The 20538-nt window shown below is 65.9% G+C and carries 12 protein-coding genes; 6 read left to right on the top strand and 6 right to left on the bottom strand.

Annotated features, from left to right (window positions below; translation table 11 throughout):
* The first annotated feature begins 68 nt into the window (after positions 1-68).
* On the top strand, positions 69-3068 hold the full coding sequence (locus tag E5554_RS10820; protein WP_136186764.1) for a sensor histidine kinase: 3000 nt from the start codon (positions 69-71) through the stop codon (positions 3066-3068).
* Between the two features lie 3 nt (positions 3069-3071).
* Here the strand turns inward: E5554_RS10820 and E5554_RS10815 are convergent, their stop codons facing one another.
* Both E5554_RS10815 and E5554_RS10810 read right to left on the bottom strand, forming a co-directional pair.
* Positions 3072-4235 (bottom strand): MFS transporter, encoded by a 1164-nt coding sequence (locus E5554_RS10815; protein ID WP_136186763.1) that lies wholly within the window; start codon positions 4233-4235, stop codon positions 3072-3074.
* Positions 4236-4248: 13 nt separating this feature from the next.
* Positions 4249-5283, bottom strand: coding sequence for an aldo/keto reductase (locus tag E5554_RS10810; RefSeq protein ID WP_136188313.1), 1035 nt, complete (start codon positions 5281-5283; stop codon positions 4249-4251).
* Between the two features lie 88 nt (positions 5284-5371).
* Between E5554_RS10810 and E5554_RS10805 the strand changes: the two genes are divergently transcribed.
* The 3 genes from E5554_RS10805 (at position 5372) to E5554_RS10790 (ending at position 10665) form a co-directional block, all read left to right on the top strand.
* On the top strand, positions 5372-6295 hold the full coding sequence (locus tag E5554_RS10805) for a LysR family transcriptional regulator (protein ID WP_017499799.1): 924 nt from the start codon (positions 5372-5374) through the stop codon (positions 6293-6295).
* 168 nt (positions 6296-6463) lie between these two features.
* Positions 6464-9001, top strand: coding sequence for a TonB-dependent receptor (locus tag E5554_RS10795; protein WP_136186762.1), 2538 nt, complete (start codon positions 6464-6466; stop codon positions 8999-9001).
* 11 nt (positions 9002-9012) lie between these two features.
* On the top strand, positions 9013-10665 hold the full coding sequence (locus E5554_RS10790; RefSeq protein WP_136186761.1) for an alkaline phosphatase D family protein: 1653 nt from the start codon (positions 9013-9015) through the stop codon (positions 10663-10665).
* Between the two features lie 51 nt (positions 10666-10716).
* On the opposite strand, the gene E5554_RS10785 is transcribed toward E5554_RS10790, so the two are convergent.
* The 4 genes from E5554_RS10785 to E5554_RS10770 all read right to left on the bottom strand — a co-directional run bounded on the left by E5554_RS10785 (position 10717) and on the right by E5554_RS10770 (position 15295).
* Positions 10717-12225, bottom strand: a complete 1509-nt coding sequence (locus tag E5554_RS10785) for a CRTAC1 family protein (RefSeq protein WP_136186760.1) — start codon at positions 12223-12225, stop codon at positions 10717-10719.
* Between the two features lie 19 nt (positions 12226-12244).
* On the bottom strand, positions 12245-13546 hold the full coding sequence (locus E5554_RS10780; RefSeq protein ID WP_136186759.1) for an MFS transporter: 1302 nt from the start codon (positions 13544-13546) through the stop codon (positions 12245-12247).
* A gap of 188 nt (positions 13547-13734) precedes the next feature.
* On the bottom strand, positions 13735-14736 hold the full coding sequence (locus E5554_RS10775) for a FecR domain-containing protein (RefSeq protein ID WP_136186758.1): 1002 nt from the start codon (positions 14734-14736) through the stop codon (positions 13735-13737).
* Positions 14696-15295 (bottom strand): RNA polymerase sigma factor, encoded by a 600-nt coding sequence (locus E5554_RS10770; protein ID WP_080993572.1) that lies wholly within the window; start codon positions 15293-15295, stop codon positions 14696-14698. The genes E5554_RS10775 and E5554_RS10770 overlap by 41 nt, the downstream gene beginning before the upstream one ends.
* Before the next feature lie 317 nt (positions 15296-15612).
* On the opposite strand from E5554_RS10770, the gene E5554_RS10765 reads away from it, so the two are divergent.
* Both E5554_RS10765 and E5554_RS10760 read left to right on the top strand, forming a co-directional pair.
* Positions 15613-18330, top strand: coding sequence for a TonB-dependent receptor (locus tag E5554_RS10765; RefSeq protein ID WP_247594426.1), 2718 nt, complete (start codon positions 15613-15615; stop codon positions 18328-18330).
* Positions 18331-18409: 79 nt separating this feature from the next.
* Positions 18410-20497 carry an acylase gene (locus E5554_RS10760; RefSeq protein ID WP_247594425.1) on the top strand — a complete coding sequence of 696 codons (2088 nt, stop codon included), beginning with the start codon at positions 18410-18412 and terminating at the stop codon, positions 20495-20497.
* The last annotated feature ends 41 nt before the right edge of the window (positions 20498-20538 follow it).

Here is a 20538-nt window from a genome sequence, read left to right as displayed (position 1 = left end):
ATGATGCGGCTGCGTCACGATTTCCCAAAGCCCGGATGGAGGGGGCGAGCGCCCCTCTAACGGGGGGCTTGTATCGCATCGGCCCGCAGCGCTACGGCTGTCGGTTCCTCCCGCCCCAAGGCCCCCATGTCGCGACCGAGCAGAAGATCATGAAGCGCCGGGCGATCATCACGGCGATCGCGGCCATGCTGCTGGCCCAGCCGGGGCAGGCGCTGGACCCGAGCCAGTCGATCAGCCAGTTGCGCCACAGCCGCTGGACGCTGAAGGACGGGGCGCCGGGCAATGTCCGTGCGCTGGCGCAGGGCAAGGACGGCTATCTGTGGCTGGGATCTTCGACAGGCCTCTACCGCTTTGACGGCATCCGGTTCGAGCGCATGCTGGCCGATCGCGACGACCCGCGCCGATCCTTGCAGGTCACCGCCCTGCTGGCGGCGCGCAATGGCGACATCTGGGTCGGCCATGATTTCGGCGGCATCGCCCTCTATCGCGACGGCCATCTGCGCGATGCCAATCCCTGGCCGGCGCAGGGCGGCGTCGCCGGCATCGTGGAGGCGCGCGACGGATCGATCTGGGTCGCGGCCGAAGCGCGCGGCAAGATGCTGCTATCGCGTTACCAGCATGGCCGCTGGCGCCGCTATGGCGCGCAGCAGGGCGTGACCGACGGCATGATGGGGCCGATGCTGGCCGCGTCGGACGGCAGCCTTTACTTAGCCCTGCCGCCGCACCTGCTGCGGCTGGCGCCCGGTGCCGTGCGCTTCGCCCCGCTGGCGATGCAGGTCGCCCCCTTCGCCGCGCTGGACGAGGACAGGGCGGGCCGGATTTGGCTGGCGGACGACAACGGCATCCGGCCGATTTCCGGCGGGCAGGCCGCGGCCCGGCTCGATCCCGTCAACACCCCCTATGTCACCCGCCATATCCATGTCGATCGCCAGGGCACGGCCTGGATCACCGGCCAGAATGGTGGTCTGGCACGGCTTCCTGCGGGCGGCGACAAGGTCGAGGTCGCGGCCGGGCACATGCCGCTGTCGCTCGCCGCGCTGGAGGACCGGGAAGGCAATATCTGGGTCGGCACCGAGACCGGGGTGGAACGCTATGCCGCCGCCAGCCTGATCCGCGCGGGCGAGGAGGCGCTGGTGACCGGCTTCGTCGCGCCGGTCCGATCGGCCCATATCTTCTATGCCGGTATCGGCGGCGTCTACCGCGTCGGGCCGGGCCAGCGCCAGCCCCGGCTGATCTTTCCGCGCGCCGACATTGGCGTGCTGTGCGGCGACGACCGGCAATTGCTGGCGATCAGCCTGGAAGGCGCCTTCTTGCTCGACCTGGACGACCGCGGCGATGTCCGCCGCACGACGTCGGTCGAAGGGCCGCTGTCGGTCAGTTGCGCACGCGACGATCGCGGACAGTTCTGGACCGGGATGGACCGGCTCTACCGGCTGGACGGCGGGCGGCTGGTGCCGGCGAGCGGCGCGGCGGGGCAGCCGGGCGGCACCATCACCCTGTTGCGCGCCGATGGGCATGGCGGCCTGATCGCCGGGCGCAGCCGGCGCGGACTGCTGCGCATTCGCGATGGCGAGGAGACGGCGCTGCTGCCCGCCGGGACCAGCCCGATCGGGTCGATCCTGACCCTGCGGGCCGATGGCGACCAGTGGCTGATCGGCGGGATGAAGGGGCTGGCGCGCCTGAAGGGTGGCCGGTTGCAGTCATTGGGCGAACGCACCCATCCCTATCTGGCCGGGATTACCGGCATCGCCCGCACCGCCGATGGCTGGACCTGGATCAACGGCGCGACCGGTATCGTGCGGATGCGCAGCGATGCGCTGGACAAGGGCCTTGCCCAGCCCGATCGCCCCATCCTCTACCAGCGGGTCGGCCAGGAAGGCGATTATCGGGCGCGATCCAACCTGTTCGAGGCGAACGACATCGCCCTCGATCGCGACGGCCAGCTCTGGTTCGCCACCAATCAGGGTCTGGCCTGGAGCGATCCCGCCCGGCTGGCCCGCAATAGCGTGCCGCCGCCCGTGGCGATCCGGTCGCTGCGGGTCGATGGCAAGGCCTATCCGCTGACCGCGGGCAGCATCGCCCTGCCCGCCCATAGCGGCCGGGTGCAGATCGACTATAGCGCCCTCAGCCTGACCGATGCGGCGCAGAACCGTTTCCGCTATCGGCTGGAGGGCAGCGGCACCGGCTGGTTCGATGCCGGGACGGAGCGGCAGGCGCTCTATACCAATCTGGCGCCCGGCCAATATCGCTTCCATGTGATAGCGGCCAACAATGACGGGGTATGGAACAGGCAGGGCGCAGCGCTCGCGTTCGAGATCGCCCCCGCCTTCTACCAGACGCGCTGGTTCCGCATCCTGTGCATCAGCCTGATCCTGCTGGCCGGCTGGCTGCTCTACCGCCGGCGCCTGCATGTCGTGACCGAGCGGGCACGCAGCCGGGTCGAGGCACAGTTGACCGAGCGCGAACGGATCGCACGGGAACTGCACGACACGCTGTTGCAGGGGTTCCAGGGGCTGATGCTGCGCTTCCAGGCGGTGGTCGAGTTGCTGCCGCGCGGCGAACGCGCCCGCACCGAGCTGGAAGGCGCGCTCGACCGGGCCGAGGATGTGCTGGTCGACAGTCGCGAGCGGGTCCATTCGCTGCGACAGGCATTGCAGCCGGTGGCGATGGCGGTCCGTCTGCGCGCGCTGTTGGACGAGATGGTCGGCGACCGGCTGGACTGGCGCGTCGAGGAGGCCGGCACCGTGCGGCTGGTCTGCGCCCCGGTCGCCGACGAGATGATGCGGATCGCGCGCGAGGCGATCAGCAACAGCCTGCGCCATGCGGCGGCGCGGACCATCATCGTCGAGCTGCATCATGGCACCGACCGGCTGTCGCTGGCGATCATCGATGATGGCATCGGCCTGTCCGCAGCGGTGCTGGCGGCCGGATCGCGCGAAGGCCATTATGGCATGGTCGGCATGCGCGAACGAGCGCAACGGATGGATGGCGCGGTGGAGATCATCTCCACCACCAGGACCGGCACGACCATCCGCGTGACCGTGCCGGCCCGTGTCGCCTATCTGTGAGCGTCAGGCGGTGGCGGCACGCGGCGCGCCGCTGCGGCGGCTGAGCAGCAGCGCAATCAGCCCGAGGCTGGACGCAGCGGCCCCGGCGATCGCGACGAACGGCAGGTTCAACCCAGCGGCGATCACAGCGCCGCCCAGGGCTGCGCCGATCGCATTGCCCAGGTTGAAGGCGCCGATGTTCATCGAGGATGCGAGGTTGGGCGCGTCGGCCGCGGCGCTCATCACCCGCACCTGCAGCGGCGGCACCAGCGCGAAGCTGGCAATGCCCCACAGGAAGATCAGCACCGCCGTCGGCCCGGCAAAGGGCATGGCAAAGGCGAAGGCGATGAGGATCGCCGTCAGCGCAGCAAGCGTCACGATCAGCGTCCTGTCCACCGACCGGTCGGCAAAGCGTCCGCCCAGCCAGTTGCCGATGGTGAGGCCCACGCCATAGAGGACCAGCATCGCCGTCACGAAGCCGATCGAGCCATGGGTCTGATCGCGCAGGATCGGGGTGATATAGGTGAAGACGGTGAACATCGCGCTGGCGCCGACCACGGTAAGGCCGAGCGCGGCGAGCACCGGCCCGCGCATCAGCACGCGCAGTTCGGACCGTGCATCGCCCTCGGTCGGGGCCGGCATGTCGGGCAGGGTCAGGCGCAATGCCGCGATGGTGAGGACTCCCAGCGCCGCAATGCCCCAGAAGGCCGCACGCCAGCCCATGACTTCCCCCGCCCAGGTCGCCAGCGGCACGCCGACGACATTGGCGATGGTCAGCCCCATGAACATGGCGGCGACCGCGCCCGCCTGCCGCTGGGGCGGGACCAGGCTGGCGGCGACGATCGATCCGACGCCGAAGAAGGCGCCATGGTTGAGCGAGGTGATGATGCGCGCGAACAGCAGCATCGCATAGCTGGTGGAGAGCGCCGCGATCAGATTGCCGATGGTGAAGATGGCCGCGAGGCCGATCAGCAGGGTGCGGCGCGGCAAGCGCCCGGTGGTTAGCGTCATCAGCGGCGCGCCCAGCATGACGCCGATCGCATAGGCGCTGATGAGCAGGCCGGCGGCGGGGATGGAGACGCCAAGGTCGGCGGCGATGACAGGCAACAGGCCCATCGGCGCGAATTCGGTGACGCCGATGCCAAAGGCACCGGCCGCCAGCGCGAGCAGCGGTGGATTGATCTTCATGATGTTCCTCCCGTCAGACAAGCTGCGGGTTCAGCCGGGCGAAACCGGACTGTTGGTGATAGGGGGCGTGGGGATAGGCCGGCATCTGGTAGCTGGCCCGGTCGAGCCGGGCGACCTGATCGGCGGTCAGCGACCAGCCCACCGCACCCAGATTCTGGCGCAACTGTTCCTCATTGCGGGCGCCGATGATGACCGACGACACGGTCGGCCGCTGCAACAGCCAGTTGAGCGCGACCTGCGGCACCGTCTTGCCGGTTTCCGCCGCGATCTCGTCCAGCGCGTCGACCACGCGATAGAGATGCTCCTCCTCCACCGGCGGCGCGAAGGCGGCGGTCTGGTGCAGGCGGCTGCCCTCCGGGATCGGGCTGCTGCGCCTGATCTTGCCGGTCAGGCGGCCCCAGCCGAGCGGGCTCCACACCAGTGCGCCCACGCCCTGGTCGGCGGCAAGCGGCATCAGATCGGCCTCATAGGCGCGGCCGATCAGCGAATAATAGACCTGGTGTGCGACGAAGCGCGGCCAGCCATGACGATCCGCCACGTCCAGCGCCTTCATCAACTGCCAGCCGGGATAGTTGGACACGCCGACATGGCGCAGCTTGCCGGCGCGGACCAACTTGTCGAGCGTCGCCAGCAATTCCTCGACCGGGGTCGAGGCGTCGAGGGCGTGCAGTTGCAGCAGGTCGATATGATCGGTGCCAAGGCGACGGAGCGCGGCTTCAATGCCGCCGATCAGCCGGTCGCGCGACACGCCCCAGTCATTGGGACCATCGCCGGTCGGCAGGCCGAGCTTGGTCGAGATCAGAAGCTGATCGCGCCGTCCCCTGATCGCCGCGCCCAGCACCTCTTCGGACGCGCCGTTCGAATAGACATCGGCAGTGTCGAACAGGGTGATGCCGGCGTCGAGGCAGATGTCGAGCAGCCGGCGGGCCTCCTGCGCGTCACTATGGCCCCAGGCGCCGAACAAAGGCCCCGAGCCGCCGAAAGTGCCGGTGCCGAAACTAAGCGCCGGCACGCGCAGGCCTGATGCCCCCAATTGCCGATATTCCATCTTCATCCCTTTCCATTCCGTGATGGACGCATAAATGGAAGGCAGGACTCTCCGCGTTTAGAGGGCCGCAAGGCGAAGGATCTTTGCAATGGATGAAAAGATACCCTTTCATGCCGATCGGGCGCGGGCGCTGGAAACCTTTGCCACCGTGGTGGCCGAGGGCAGTTTTTCGGCCGCCGGGCGATTGCTCGGGCTGACGCCGTCGGCGGTCAGCCGCGCGGTCGACCGGATCGAGGATCGGCTGGGGGTGCGGCTATTGCTGCGCTCCACCCGCGCGCTGACGCTGACGGCGGAGGGCCAGGCCTATCTGGCCAGCGCGCGCCGCATCCTGGCCGATCTGGACGAGGCGGAACAGACGATCGCCGATCGCGGCGCGCCGCGCGGGCGGCTGCGGGTCAGCGCCGCCCATTCCCATGGCCGGCTGTGCATCGTGCCGCTGCTCGGCGAATTTGCGCAGCTCTATCCGCATATATTGGTCGACATCAGCCTGAGCGACCGGCTGGTCGATATCGCCGGCGGGCAAGCGGATGTCGCGATCCGCTTCGGGCCACTGGCCGATAGTCCGCTGACCGCCCGCAAGCTGGGCGAGAATGGCCGTGTCATCGTCGCCTCGCCCGCCTATCTCGCCCGCCATGGCACGCCGGTCGTGCCGGAGGATCTGCACGACCATAACTGCCTGAACTTCAATTTTCGCCGCGCCGAACCGGTCTGGCCCTTCCGCAAGGACGGGCGCGACTATGCGCTGAGCGTGCGCGGCACGATCGAGGCGAATAATGGCGAAACGCTGGGGCAGCTGGCGGCCGATGGCGTCGGCATCACGCGGGTCGGCCGGTTCAGCGTCCAGCCGGAACTGGCATCGGGCGACCTGGTGCCGTTACTGGAAGACTATAATCCCGGCGATATCGAGACGATCCATGCCGTGTTCCTGGGCGGCACCAATGTGCCGGCACGGCTGCGCGTGTTCGTGGACTTCCTGGCGGAACGGCTAACGCGACCTGCATCGGCGGCCTGAGCCGGGCGACGCCTATATATCCCCGCGGCGGACCAGTTGCCGGCTGATCCGGGTCGGTGCCAGATGGCGGCAGAGCGCATCCAGTGCCGCCGTCATATAAGCTGCGCATCACTGTCATGCGCGCTTCATACTCCCCTCCTACCCGAGCGCCGAAAGGGGAGAAATATCATGCACTTCCGTTCTCTAGCTCTGGCCGCTATCAGCCTGCACGTTTTCGCTACGGCAACCGCCCATGCCGAAACGCCCGATGCCGCGTCGGCCGATTCGATCATCGTCACCGCGCAGCTGCGCGAACAGGACCCGATCGACGTGCCGATGGCGCTGAGCGTCGTCGGCAATGAACAGATGGACCGTATGGGCCTTTATGAGTTCGACGCGCTGTCGCGCTTCGTGCCCGGTTTCGACGTCCAGAACCAGTCGCCCAACAATCCCGGCTTCGTGATGCGCGGCATCACGTCGGATAGCGGCACCGCCAGCAACGAACCGCGCGTGTCTGTCTATCAGGACGGCGTTTCCATCTCCAAGTCGCGCGGCTCCTATGTCGAGCTGTTCGATATCGAGCGGGTCGAAATCGCCAAAGGGCCGCAATCGACCCTCTATGGTCGCGGCGCGCTGATCGGCGCGGTCAACATCATCCAGAACAAGGCGCAGCTCGACAATGTCGAAGCAGCGGGCCGGGTCTCCTATGGCAATTATAATAGCTGGCTGACCGAGGGCATGGTCAATGCGCCGATCGGCGAAGGCATGGCGATCCGCCTGGCCGGCCGCATCCGCAAGCGCGACGGCTATACCGAAAACCTGCTGGGCGGCGCCGACTTCAACTCGGCCGACACCAAGGCGGTGCGCGGCAGCTTCCATGGCGAGAAGGGCGATTTGAGCTTCGACCTGATCGGCAATTATCAGAAGGACACACCAAGCGGCACCGGCTTCAAGTCGATCGCCTATAATCCGACCGATCCGGCCACCGGCGTGGTGATCGGCGATCGCAGCCGCAACAGCGGCGCCGCGCTGGCAGCGGCCGATGGCTTCGAGGGTGGCAAGGGGCTGGGCCTTGATCGCCAGGTCTGGGGCGTCACCGGCATCGCCAGGCTGAAGCTCAACGACCAGTTCAACCTCACTTCCACCACTGCCTTCCGCCGCTTCGACGCGCTGGAAATCTTCGATGCCGACGGCATTTCCCTGCCGATGCTGACCGCGGCGGAAGATGCGCGCGGCCGCCAGTTCAGCCAGGAATTCCGCCTGACCTATGACAGCGGCCCGATCACGGCATTCCTGGGCGGCAGCTATTTCTGGGAAAATGGCACGCAGCGCGTTCCCACCCAGTTTGACGAGCGCGCCACCCTCGCCCGGCTGGCCGGCGCGCTGAACGGCGGCGGTGCTATCCCCGGCCGCGCCGCGAGTGATCCGGTGCCGGCCGCCCTGCTCGCCAGCCCCGCCTTCACCGGCGCGCTGCTGCAGGGTGTCGCCAGCGCCTATGGCGTCGCGCTGTCGAGCGCGCAGGCCCAGGCGATCGCCACCAACCTCAAGTCCAACCATCTCGAAAGCACCACCAATGGCGCGCGCACCCGTGCCTTCGACCTGTTCGGCGACGTGACCCTGCGCCTGTCCGACCAGTTCGAGCTTGGCGGCGGCCTGCGCTACACCCATGACGACAAGCGCAGCACCTATATGTCGTCGGTCGACAATGGCCGGTCGATCCTGGGCGGGCTGATCGGCGCGCTGAGCCAGCCGGCGGCGGTGCGCACCGCGCTGCTGCAGGCGCTGGCCGTGCCCGGCGCGGCGAACATCCCGACCTCGGCCGCCGATCCGGTGCCGATGTTCGGCCTCGGCGCTCAGCCGACCGCCGGCAATGGCGGGGTCGACAGCGACACGCTGCGCAATGGCGGCTTTTCCTGGCGGCTGACCGCCCGCTACAAGCCGGGCACCGACACCAGCCTCTATGCCACCTATGCCCGTGGCCGTCGCCCGCAAGTGCTGGCCGCCAGCGCGCCGTCCGCGCCGATGGGCGCCACCCGCTTTTCCGTGCTGGACTCCGAAACGGTCGACAGTTTCGAACTGGGCGCCAAGACCGCGCTGATGAACCGCACCCTGTTCCTCGACGGCGCGGCCATCTTCTACCAATATGATAATTTCCAGACCACGGTGCAGCAGGGCACGCAGTTCGTCCTGACCAATGCCGGCAAGGCGGAAAGCTATGGCTTCGAGGGCCAGCTGCGCTGGGTGCCGAGCGACGTGCTGACCTTGTTCGCGACCTATGCCTATAACCACAGCCGCTTCAAGACGGGGGTGCGCGACGGCAACCACTTCCGCCTGTCGCCCGACCATAGCGCGTCCTTCGGTGCGCAGGCGTCCCTGCCCGCCGGTCCCGGCCGCATCGTCTTCACGCCCAGCGTCACCTGGCAGTCGAAGGCCTATTTCGACGATGACAATGACCGCCCGGACCTGCAGCAGCCGCCCGCTGCGCTGGTCGCCGACAATATCCAGGACGAATGGCAGGGCAGCTATGCGCTGGTCAATGCGCGGCTTGGCTATGAAGCGCCCGGTGGCGCCTGGCGGATCGAGGGCTTCATCGAGAACGCCTTCGACAAGAAATATATCATGGATGCGGGCAATACCGGCGACAGCCTGGGCATGCCGACCTTCATCGGCGGGGCACCGCGCTTCTATGGCGTGTCGGCCAGCTTCCGCTTTGGCGGTGCGCAATGAGCGAGGACAGCATGAAGCTTGACCGTCGCGCGGCGCTGGGCCTGATCGGCTCGGGTGCCGCCCTCCCCGGCATCGGCATGGCGGCGACACAAGCCGCCGCCAGCTTCGTCCATGGCGTGGCCAGCGGCGACCCGACCGAGCGCGGCGCGATCCTGTGGACCCGCGTCACCCCGGTCGACCCGGCGCAGCAGGCGGCGATCCCCCTGCGCTGGCATGTCGCCGAAAGCGCCGGCGGCAAGCCGGTCGAAAGCGGCGCGGCGCAGGCCCGCCCCGCTCGCGACTTCACGGTCAAGGTCGAGCCGCGCACGCTCAAGGCCGGCCATGACTATCATTACTGGTTCGAACTGGCGGACGGCACGCCATCGCCGGTCGGCCGCTTTCGCACCCTGGCCAGAGGCGCCGCGGCCGATGCGGTGCTGGCGGTGGTCTCCTGCCAGCTCTACCCCGGCGGCTTCTTCACCGCCTATGACTCGATCGCCGCGCTCGACCGGATCGATGCGATCGTGCATCTGGGCGACTATATCTATGAATATGGCGCCGACGGCTATGGCGCGGAGATCGGCCAGAAGATCGGGCGCGGGCTGGAACCCGCGCATGAGATCGTGACGCTGGCCGACTATCGCACCCGCCACGCCCATTACAAGGGCGACAGGAGCCTGCAGGCGGCGCATGCCCGTGCCGCCTTCATCTGCGTCTGGGACGATCATGAAACCGCCAATGACAGCTGGATCGGCGGCGCGGAAAATCACCAGCCCGCGACCGAGGGCGATTGGGCCAAGCGCAAGGCGGCCGCGATGCAGGCCTATTTCGAATGGATGCCGATCCGCGATCCGCAGGGCAATGATCCCTGGGAAGCGATCAACCGCCGGTTCGACTTTGGCGATCTCGCCACCCTGCTGATGGTCGAGACGCGCCTGCTCGCCCGCAGCGAACAGGCCGGATTCAAGGGCGAGACGCCGGGCCGATCGGAAGTTGCGGCGGTGCTGGCCGAACGCAACCGGCCGGACCGCGAGATGCTGGGCGAGCCGCAGCGCGCCTGGCTGGAGAAGGAATTGGCCGCGTCGGTCAAGGCCGGCACGCCCTGGCAGATATTGGGCAATCAGGTGGTGATGGCGCGGGTCAACGGCCCGGACCTCGCCAAGCTGTTCGGCACAGAGAAGGCCGCGGCCATGATCGCGACGCTGGAACCGTCGGTGCGGGCGCAGGTGGAACTGGCGCAAGCGGGCTATCGCGCCGGCCTGCCCTTCAACCTCGATGCCTGGGACGGTTATCCCGCCGCGCGCGAGCGGCTGTACCAGAGCATCCGCCGGGCCGGCACCCATCCGCTGGTGCTGGCGGGCGACAGCCATGCCTTCTGGGCCAATCAACTGGCCGACGCACAGGGCAATGCCATCGGCGTCGAGTTCGGCACGTCATCGATCAGCAGCCCGTCGATCGGCGACATGCTGCCGAAAATGCCGATCGGCGACCTGCTGCAACAGGCAAGCCCGGAGGTCGCCTTTTGCGACCAGCGCGCCAAGGGCTATATCCTGCTGACGCTGACACGGGAAAAGGCGACCGGCGACTATATCGCCATGTCGACCATCTACGCCCCCAAAGCGGAAGCGCGCACGCTCAAGCGCTTCTCGCTGCCAGCGGGCGCCACCCGGTTCGACGCGACCTGAAAGCGTCGGGGGCTGCGGATGCCCTGCCCGCAGCCCCCGATCTCGCGAGACTTACCGCTCCCTGATGACGAGCGATTTACCCGCATATTTCGCCGGATCGACGTTCGGCAAGGTCTGGATCTTGCGCCCCTTGCGGCTCATCCAGGTGACTTCGACCTTGACCGCGTCCATGGTTTTCAGGCCGAAATGCAGAGGCGCCGCATTCTCCGAATTATAGCCGTCGCCGGTCGACAGCTGTCGCGTGGCCAATATCTTGCCGGCCTTGTCATAGAGGCGCACTTCTGCCCCCATACGGGTGAAACGCCCCTTCGCGTCGAGCAGCGTAACCGACAGGCTGCGCCTGGCCGCTGCCCGGTCCAGATCATTGTGGAACAGGAAATGGCCGCCCTGGCTGGTATAGCCACGCATCACCGACAGATCGAGCGCACCGTCCCGGTCATAATCGACCCATTGCACGCCATGGTCGCCGACATTGAGCTGCGACGTTTCGGCCAGAACCTGGCGGAAGCCCTTGCCCGCTTCATTATGGAAGAGGCTGTCCCTGGGCTGCTGCTGGTCGCGCGGGCCATGATAGGAGGTGACATAGAGGTCGAGATAGCCGTCATTGTCATAATCACCCCACACCGCGCCGACGGCATGATTGTCGATGCCGACCCCCATCTCCTTGGCGATGTTGGTGAAGGTGCCGTCGCCATTATTATGGTAGAGCGCATTCACGCCATAATTGGGCACGAACAGATCAAGATAGCCGTCATTGTCATAGTCGCCAACGGCGCAGCCGACACCGCCTTCCTCCTTGGAACGGCCCGGATTGTCCAGGCCCAGTTCGGGCGCGACATCGGTGAAGCTGCCGTCGCCATTGTTGCGCCACAGCGCATCGGCCGCGCCTGACTGATTGGCCAGGAAGACGTCCAGAAAGCCGTCGCGATTATAGTCGAACCAGCAGGCGCCCACGGTCGGCCGGCTATCCGACACGCCGGTGCCGGCCAAGACCTGCACGAACTTGCCCTTGTCGTTGCGATAGAGGCTGTTGGGGCCGATGCGATTGGCAGCATAGACGTCGAGGTCGCCGTCATTGTCATAGTCGACCCAACTGGTCTGGCGCGCGGAACGGTTGGGGATGGTCAGCCCCAGTTCGGGCGCGACATTGGTGAACTTCCTGCCGCCTTCGTTGCGGAACACAAGGCTCTGTTCGCCCGGCATGGTCGCCCCGCCCAGCAGGTCGATCCAGCCGTCGCCGTCATAATCGCCCCAGGCGACGCCGCGCATTTCCGGGCCGGATGTGGGAAGTCCCAGTTCCGGCCCGACGTTCACGAACGTGCCATTGTCATTGCGATAGAGGCGGATATCGCCCCCCTTGAGCGAGACAACGAGATCGAGGTCGCCATCATTGTCGAAGTCGGCCCAACTGTTGGACAGGGATCCGGCGATGGCGAAATCGCCCGGCTGTATGGAGGTGAAGGGTGGCTCGGCAGGCGGTGCCGCATCCTGCGCCGTTGCCGGCTGGCACAGCAGCATCAGCGGCAGGATATGGCAAAGCGTCCGGTTCAGCGATGGCATGGATATTCCCCTCTTTCTGTCAGATTTGGCTGGTTTTGCGCGTGTCGGGCATGCGCAGATAGACGATCAGCGACAGCGCGATCATGGCGGTGACGTACCAGTAGAAGCCGCCTTCCATCCCGGCATGCTTCATCCAGAGCGCGGCATATTCGGCGGTGCCGCCAAACAGGGTGTTGGCCAGTGCATAGGGAAGCGCGACGCCCAGTGCCCGGATATTGGCCGGGAACAGCTCTGCCTTCACGATCGCATTGATCGAGGTGTAGCCGGTGACGATCACCAGGCCGCCCAGCACCAGCAGGAAGGCGCCGAAGGAGGAGGTGACGCGTTCCAGCGCCGTGAAGATCGCGGTGGTGAACAGGACGCCGCTGATCCCGAAGCCGATCAGCAGCGGTTTGCGGCCGATGCGATCGGACAGCCAGCCGGCCATGGGCTGCAGCGGCATGTAGATGAACAGCGCCGACGCCATGATCGCGGTCGCGGTCTGGCGGCCGAAGCCGGCGCTGTTGACCAGGAATTTCTGCATATAGGTGCTGTAGGCATAGAAGGCGAGCGTGCCGCCAGCGGTGAGCGCCATGACCAGCAGCACTTCGCGCGGATGGCGGCGGATGAGATTGAGGCCGCTGGAGCGGGGCTGTTCGCTGACCGCCGCGCTTTCCTCGAACGCTTCGGTTTCCTTGAGGCCGCGGCGCAGGCGATAGACGCCGACCGCCATCACCCCGCCGATCACGAACGGCACGCGCCAGCCCCAGCTTTCGAGCTGATGTTCGGTGAGGAAAAGCTGGAGCAGCAGCAGGACGCAGAGCGCCAGCAACTGGCCCGCGATCAGCGTCACATATTGGAAGCTGGAGAAGAAACCGCGCTGGTCGCTCTGCGCCATTTCCGACAGATAGGTGGCGCTGGCGCCATATTCGCCGCCGATCGAAAGGCCCTGCATCAGGCGCGCGAGCAGCAGCAGGGCCGGCGCGGCGACGCCGATGCTGGCGTAGCCGGGGATGGCGGCGATCATCAGCGATCCGCCGGCCATCATCATGACGGACAGGGTGAGACCCGCCTTGCGCCCCCTGCGGTCGGCATAGATGCCCATCGCCCAGGCACCGATCGGCCGCATCAGGAAGCCGACGGCGAAGATCGCCGCCGCATTCAGCAGCTGGGCGGTGCTGTCGTCCGACGGAAAGAAGACCGGCGCGAAATAGAGGGTGAAGGCGGAATAGACATACCAGTCATACCATTCGATCAGATTGCCGATCGATCCGCCAAGGATGGATTTCAGGCGATCCTGGCGGGAAAGACTGGCTGGGGAGAGAGACGCAACATGTTCCATCCCCGTTGATACGGACGGCTGCGCGCGTTCTGCTAACTGCCTGATTGGGAAATGCGCGGAAGAGCGCATGTTCGATGCGGCACCGGCCCGCACCCCCACCCGACCACCCATCAGGATACCATGTCTGGGCGGTCGGGTGGGGGTGCGGGCCGGTGCGGATGCGCCAGAGGCGCATGCCCAGACAGGCTCTAACTGCCTTCGGCAGACACCAAAATTATCGAATTGTCGCTGCCCGGAACGGCGCGGATGCCGAAGCCGCTTTCGAGCGCGTCGACGAAATCCTGCGACCGGTCGAGGCGGAAGGCGCCGCCGACCCGCAGGCTGGCGATCGCCGGATCGCCGATCACCAGCGGGGTGGGGCGATAGCGGTTGAACTCCTCGACCGCCTGGACGAGCGTGTCGCCCTCGAACTCGACCATGCCCGCCTGCCAGGCGGTCCGCTGCCGGATCTTGGCCGGTTCCAGATGGGTGACGGCGATGCTGCCGCTGCGCACGGCGGCGCTGCGCCCGCTTTCGATCCGACGGACGGCGGAGTCGCCGTTGCGCACCGCCACGATCCCCTCGATCACGGTCAGTTCGGTGACATCGGCGCGCAGGCGGACGTTGAACATCGTGCCCACGGCGCGCACCAGCGTCCCGTCGGCATTGACGATGAAGGGCCGTTTCTTGTCATGCGCGACATCGAACTGCGCCTCGCCCTTCAGCAGGGTGATCTGCCTGATGTCCTCGCGCAGGGCGACCTCGACCGAGCTGTTGGTGTTGAGATGGATGCGGGAGCCGTCGGCAAGCTGCACTGTGCGGGTCTCGCCCAGGGCTGTGCGATAATGATCGACCGTGCCGAGCAGGCGCAGCGCGACGGTGGAGGCGACGCCGATCGCGGCGGCTGCGGTCGCCAGGCCGATGAGCAGGCCACGCCGGCCGACCAGTCGCGGCCGGATTTCGGCAATTGGTTCTTCCGGGGCGGGATCGTCGGGCAGCGCGATTGCCGGCGCTGCAGGTTCGTCCTGCTGGCTGGCGGGCAGCTCATTGAGCCGCTCGGTCAGTTCCCAGCCGGCCTCCGCCTTGGCAAAGGCGAAACCATGGGCAGGGTCCAGCGCCACCCAGACATAGGCGTCATTCCAGTCTTCCGGGGCGTCGCTCGCCCGCGCCTTAAGATACAGACGAGCCGCTTCGGCCTCGATCGCCTGCATGTCCTCCGCGCTTCTGTAGCGACCAACCAAATCCAGAACCCTCAAACTGTCCGATGGCTTGCATTATCTTCACAGCCGCGCGCGTCAAATGCTTGTCCACTGTAAAGACGGATAGCTGCATCTCCTCTGCTATCTCCTTGACCGATTTCTCATGGACCCGGCGCAGGATGAAGGCCCGCCGGCATTGCGCCGGCAGCGTGTCGAGAATGGCCTGGAGATGGCGCAGCTCATCGCGCGCGTGCAGCGCTTCCTCGGTCGAATTGTCGGTCTGGAGCACGTCGAGTTCGGCGACCAGTTCGAGCGATACGATCTTCTCGCGCCGGGCCTCGTCGATCAGCAGGTTGCGCGCGATCTGGAACAGGAAGGCCTTGCCGCTCTGTGCGCGGTGAATGTCGCCATTCGCATAGGCGCGGGTCATGCATTCGGCGACGATGTCATCCACATCCTGGCGGTGGGACACCACCCGGCGCAGGCGGGAGCGCAAGGCGCCCTCATGGGGCAGGATGGCCTGCTTGAACCAGTCCAGCCTTGCCCTGATCGAGTCCACGTCCACAGCCACGCTCGTCCCCCTGTGCTTATCATTCTCCCCTCCGGCGCGCCCGATCCGGCGCTGCGTCGAGGCAGTGCCAGACCGATAGCGAAGGCCCCCTCGTCATAAAAATGAGATATTTTTAAGCGTCGTTAGCAGAAACGCGATCGGCCTCCGTATCCACCACCGAAGGGCAAATAATTTCGCAGCCCAATCATTTCACGGGGGATATGATGTCGCGTAATTTTCGGAACGTTTCTCTGTGCGCGGTCGCAACAGTTGTTGCCCTCAGCACCCAGTCGGCGGCAGCCGCGGAGCCGGCGAAATTCAAGATTCCGGCCCAGTCAATGCAGACGGCGCTGACGCTCTTCGCCAAGCAGTCTGGCATCCAGCTTCTCTTTCCCTATGACCAGGTCGCCGGCCTGCATGCCCAGTCGGTCAACGGCAAGATGGCGCCCGATGTCGCGTTGCAGCGGCTGATCGCCGGATCGGGGCTGAAGATCACGCTGTCGAACAACAATGTCATTGCCTTGTCGCTGAGCGCCCAGGCCCACAAGAGCCGCGCCGTCGAAGTCGCGAGCCTGGGCGTCACCGCCCTTCCCTTCGCGATGCAGGCCAGCACCGTACCGCAGGCCAGCACCGCCGCGGCCGAGGAAGCCCCCGGCCCGGCAATCGTCGTGACCGGGTCGCGCGGCCAGGCCCGCACCGTCACCGACAGCCCGACGCCGATCGACGTTATTTCCGGCGCGGATCTGACCCGCACCGGCAAGGCGGGCGTGTTCCAGGCGCTCAACACGCTGGTGCCATCCTTCAACCTGCCGGTGCGAGCGGGCGGCGCCACCTCCACCGTCATCGCGACCGGCGGCCTGCGCGGTCTCAATCCCGACCAGGCACTGATCCTGGTCAACGGCAAGCGTCGCCACAAGACCTCGCTCATCAACGCGGTGTCGACGCTCTACAACGGCTCGGTCCCGGCCGATCTGGACATGATCCCGACCGCCGCGGTCGATCATATCGAAGTGCTGCGTGACGGTGCCGCCGCTCAATATGGGTCGGACGCCATCGCCGGCGTCATCAACATCATCCTGAAGGATGACAGCAGCGGCGGCTCCGCCAATTTCACCGCCGGCCAGAATTTCGACCGGTCCGATGGCGAACTCTATCAGGCCGACCTCAATTTCGGGATGAAGCTGGGCGAGAACGGTTTCGCCAACCTCTCGCTCAACCTCAAGAAGCAGGAAATGTCGAACCGTGCGCTGCCGCTCGCCGACTGTTCGGTCACGGCCACCACCACCTGCCTCTATCCGCTGGTGAACGGGCAGCTCGATCCGCGCGACGCAGCCGCAGTCGGCACCGAACGCATCGTCACCACCAGCTATGGCGTCATGCCCTCCCGCAGCATCAATACTGCGCTCAATGCCGGATATGATCTGGGCGGCGTCGAACTCTACGCCTTCGGCACCTACAGCCAGCGGCGGTCGGACCTGTGGTACAGCTATCGCTACCCCAAGGACATCAACAATGTCATGGGCATCTACCCCAACGGCTATCGCCCCCATATCATGATCGACGAGGAGGATTTCGAACTCACCGTCGGCGCGAAGGGCGAAGTCGCGGGCTGGGACTGGGACTTTTCCACCGGCTATGGCCGCAATCGCGCCCGCCAGTCGTCGGAAGGCACGCTCAACCCCTCGCTGGGCACGCTCAGCCCCACCGAATTCTATATCGGCACCCTCAAATCCTCGGAGTTCGTCACCTCGCTCGACGTGACCCGCGGCTATGATGTGGGTGGCGGCAACCTGCAGGTGTCGGCAGGCGCGCAGCAGCGCCATGAACGCTACCAGACCTTCGCCGGGGATGAGGCCAGCTATGCCGTAGGCCCGGCGATCGTGTCGGGCATGACGCCGGGCGCGCAAAGCTCGGCCGGCTTCCAGCCGGGCGACGCGGCCTATATGTCCCGCGACAATGTTTCGCTGTATGCCGACGTGGCGTGGGATCCCAACAAGGATATCACGATCGGCGCCGCCGCACGCTTCGAACATTATGACGATGGCAGCGGCAACACGCTGATCTGGAAGGTCAATGGGCGCTATGCCGCGACCGACTGGATCGCCTTTCGCGCGGCCGCCAATACCGGCTTCCGGGCGCCCGCCGTCGCCCAGCAAATCTATACCCAAACCACCAACCAGTTCCGCACCGTCAACGGTGTTCCCAACCAGTTGCTGCAGATCAAGACTCTGGCCGTCGACGATCCGGCCGCGATCGCGCTGGGCGCCAAACCGCTCCAGCCCGAAACATCGTTCAACATCTCCGCTGGCGTGGTGCTGACCCCGCTGCCCAATTTCAACCTGACGATCGATGCCTATCAGATCGACGTGGATGACCGCATCACCATCACCAGCACGCTGACCGGCACGGCAATCTCCAACATCCTGATCGCCAGCGGCGTACCCGAAGCGGAGGCGCGGACGCTGACAGCGCAATATTATACCAACGCGATCGATACCCGTACCCGCGGCATCGACGTCGTCGCATCCTACAAGCATGGCCTGTTCGACACGGTTAACATGCAGTGGAATCTGGGCTTCAACTACAACAAGACCAAGATCACCCACATCATCGACAATCCGCCCGAACTGGCCGCGCTGGGCAGCGACTATGTCCTGTTCGATCGCGCGCGTCGCAGCAACATGACCAACAATCTGCCGCGCACCAAGCTGTCGATCAGCAACCTCGCCACCATGGGCGACTTCACCCTGTCGTCGCGCCTGACGCGCTTCGGCGGCTTCAAATCCTATCAGAACGGCGTCACCAGCAATGGCGTCACCACCTATCCGAATGATCGCAGCTATGGTGCCAAGTGGATCACCGACCTGGAGGCCAGCTGGCAGGTCACGCCACTGGTCAACATCGCGATCGGCGCGAACAATATCTTCAACGTCTATCCCGACAAGAACCGGGCCAGCGACGTCAGCGCCACGCTGGGCCAGGGGCTCTATGCCGGCACCTCGCCGATCGGGTTCACCGGCGGCTTCTATTATGGCCGCGTCGGCCTGAGTTTCTGATCCATCACCGACCAAGGCGCCGCTCCGCACGGGGCGGCGCATTTTCTGCACTGACGGGAGAATGATGGCGATGCGCCATATGACGATCTGGCTGGCGGCCCTGGCTGCTTCCTCCGCGATGACCGCCTCGGTAGCGGCCCCCTCCACCCGTTGGGGCGGCGGCGAAATATTGTGGGACAGTTTCGGCGTGCCCCATATCTACGCAAAGACCGAGGAAGGCGGCTTCTACGGCTTTGGCTATGCCCAGGCCCAGAGCCACGGCAACCTGCTGTTGCGCATGTATGGCGAAAGCCGCGCTCGCGCTGCCGAATATTGGGGCGAGAAATATGAGAGCCAGGACAAATGGCTGGTCGCCAATGACGTGCCGGCCCGCTCCGCCCAGTGGTTCAGACAGCAGACGCCGCAAATGCAGAAGAATCTCGAAGCCTTTGCAGCCGGGGTGAATGCCTATGCCGCCGCCCATCCCGACAGAATCGCGCCGGAAGTGAAGGTCGTGCTACCGCTCCGGGGCGTCGACATCATCGCCCATGCCCAGCGGCTGATGAATTTCGGCTATATCGCATCCGACCGGAAGGTGCTGACCGATCCGTCGATCAACGAGGCCGGCGGGTCGAACGCCTGGGCGGTCGCGCCTTCGCGCTCGGCCAGCGGCAAGGCGATGCTGCTCGCCAACCCGCATCTGCCCTGGGCGCCGAGCCAGCTCACTTATTATGAGGCACAGATCACCGCGCCGGGCCTGGCCATCTACGGCGCGACGCAGGTCGGCCTGCCGGTGTTGCGCTTCGGCTTCAACAATGATCTGGGCTTCACCAACACCGTCAACACGATGCAGGGTTTCACGAGCTACAAGCTGGTGCTAGAAGGCGATGGCTATCGCTTCGACGGCAAGACGCTGCCGTTCGATACGGTGACGAAGAGCTACAAGGTCAAGCAGGCGGACGGCACGCTGAAGAGCGTCAGCTTCGAACAGAAAAGCACGGTCCATGGCCCGGTCTTCACCCTGCCTGACGGCAAGACGACGGTCGCGCTCAAGGTCGCCGGCCTCGACCGGCCCGGCGTGCTGGAGCAATATCTGGAGATGGGCAAGGCGCGCGACTGGGGCGCGTTCGAAAAGGCGCTGCGCAAGATGCAGGTGGTGATGTTCAACATCATCTATGCCGACCGCGCCGGCCATATCCTCTATCTCGACAACGGCCTGCTGCCCAAGCATGCGAGCGGCGACCTCAAATATTGGTCGGCGCCGGTGCCGGGCGATACCTCGGCGACGCTGTGGAAGGATGTCCACAGCTATGACGACATGCCCAAGCTGCTCGATCCGGCCACCGGCTTCGTCCAGAACGCCAATGATCCGCCATGGCTGGCGACCTGGCCCCGCGCGCTCGATCCCAAGAGCTTCCCTGCCTATGTCGCGCCGGTCGGGCCGATGAGCCAGCGGGCACAGATGTCGGTCAAGCTGATGAGTCAGACGCCCAAGATCAGCTTCGACGATTTCGTGTCGCGCAAGCTGACCACCACCTCGCTGATGGCGGAACGGATGTTGCCCGACCTGCTGGCGGCAGCCGCCGGATCGAACGATGCCGAGGTGCAGGCAGCCACGGCGTTGCTCAAGGGCTGGGACCATCGGTTCGAACCCGACAGCCGCGCCGCGCTGCTGTTCGAAACCTGGGCCGGCCTCTTCGCGCCCAAGAATTTCACCGACCAGTCCAACTATGCCGTCAAATGGACGCTGGACGACCCGCTGAAAACGCCACGCGGCCTGAAAGACCCGACGGCGGCCGTCGCCATGCTGAAGGAAGCGGTGGCGAAGACGAAGCAGCTATACGGCGCGATCGACCGTCCGTTCGGCGATGTCTCGCGCTTTCATATCGGCGATGTCAGCGTGCCGGCCAATGGCGGCTTCGGCAATACCGGCGTGTTTCGCACCATCACCTGGGGGCCGATGAAGAATGGCGAGCGCACGCCCGTCCATGGCGAGACATGGGTTTCCATGGTCGAATTCGGCACGCCGATGAAGGCCGTCGGCCTGATGAGCTATGGCAATAGCAGCCAGCCCGGTTCCCGGCACAATAGCGACCAATTGCAATTGCTGGCCGACAAGAAGTTCCGCACCCTGTGGATCAGTCGTGCTGACGTGGAAGGGCATCTGGAAGAGAAGACCGCGTTCTGACAAGCAGCGCGCGCCGGGGTGCAGGTGCTGCGTCCCGGCGC

The sequence above is a fragment of the Sphingobium sp. PAMC28499 genome (assembly GCF_004795815.1).
Classification (GTDB): Bacteria; Pseudomonadota; Alphaproteobacteria; order Sphingomonadales; family Sphingomonadaceae; genus Sphingobium; species Sphingobium yanoikuyae.
This window is presented reverse-complemented; position numbering and strand designations above follow the sequence as displayed.

What these genes read in the sequence shown, in the direction of transcription:
- E5554_RS10805 (WP_017499799.1), top strand. Translation starts at nt 5,372, where the DNA reads ATGGATGAAAAGATACCCTTTCATGCCGATCGGGCGCGGGCGCTGGAA.
- E5554_RS10775 (WP_136186758.1), bottom strand. Translation starts at nt 14,736, where the DNA reads ATGCAGGCGATCGAGGCCGAAGCGGCTCGTCTGTATCTTAAGGCGCGG.
- E5554_RS10815 (WP_136186763.1), bottom strand. Translation starts at nt 4,235, where the DNA reads ATGAAGATCAATCCACCGCTGCTCGCGCTGGCGGCCGGTGCCTTTGGC.
- E5554_RS10790 (WP_136186761.1), top strand. Translation starts at nt 9,013, where the DNA reads ATGAAGCTTGACCGTCGCGCGGCGCTGGGCCTGATCGGCTCGGGTGCC.
- E5554_RS10785 (WP_136186760.1), bottom strand. Translation starts at nt 12,225, where the DNA reads ATGCCATCGCTGAACCGGACGCTTTGCCATATCCTGCCGCTGATGCTG.
- E5554_RS10760 (WP_247594425.1), top strand. Translation starts at nt 18,410, where the DNA reads ATGACGATCTGGCTGGCGGCCCTGGCTGCTTCCTCCGCGATGACCGCC.
- E5554_RS10765 (WP_247594426.1), top strand. Translation starts at nt 15,613, where the DNA reads ATGCAGACGGCGCTGACGCTCTTCGCCAAGCAGTCTGGCATCCAGCTT.
- E5554_RS10810 (WP_136188313.1), bottom strand. Translation starts at nt 5,283, where the DNA reads ATGGAATATCGGCAATTGGGGGCATCAGGCCTGCGCGTGCCGGCGCTT.
- E5554_RS10795 (WP_136186762.1), top strand. Translation starts at nt 6,464, where the DNA reads ATGCACTTCCGTTCTCTAGCTCTGGCCGCTATCAGCCTGCACGTTTTC.
- E5554_RS10780 (WP_136186759.1), bottom strand. Translation starts at nt 13,546, where the DNA reads ATGGAACATGTTGCGTCTCTCTCCCCAGCCAGTCTTTCCCGCCAGGAT.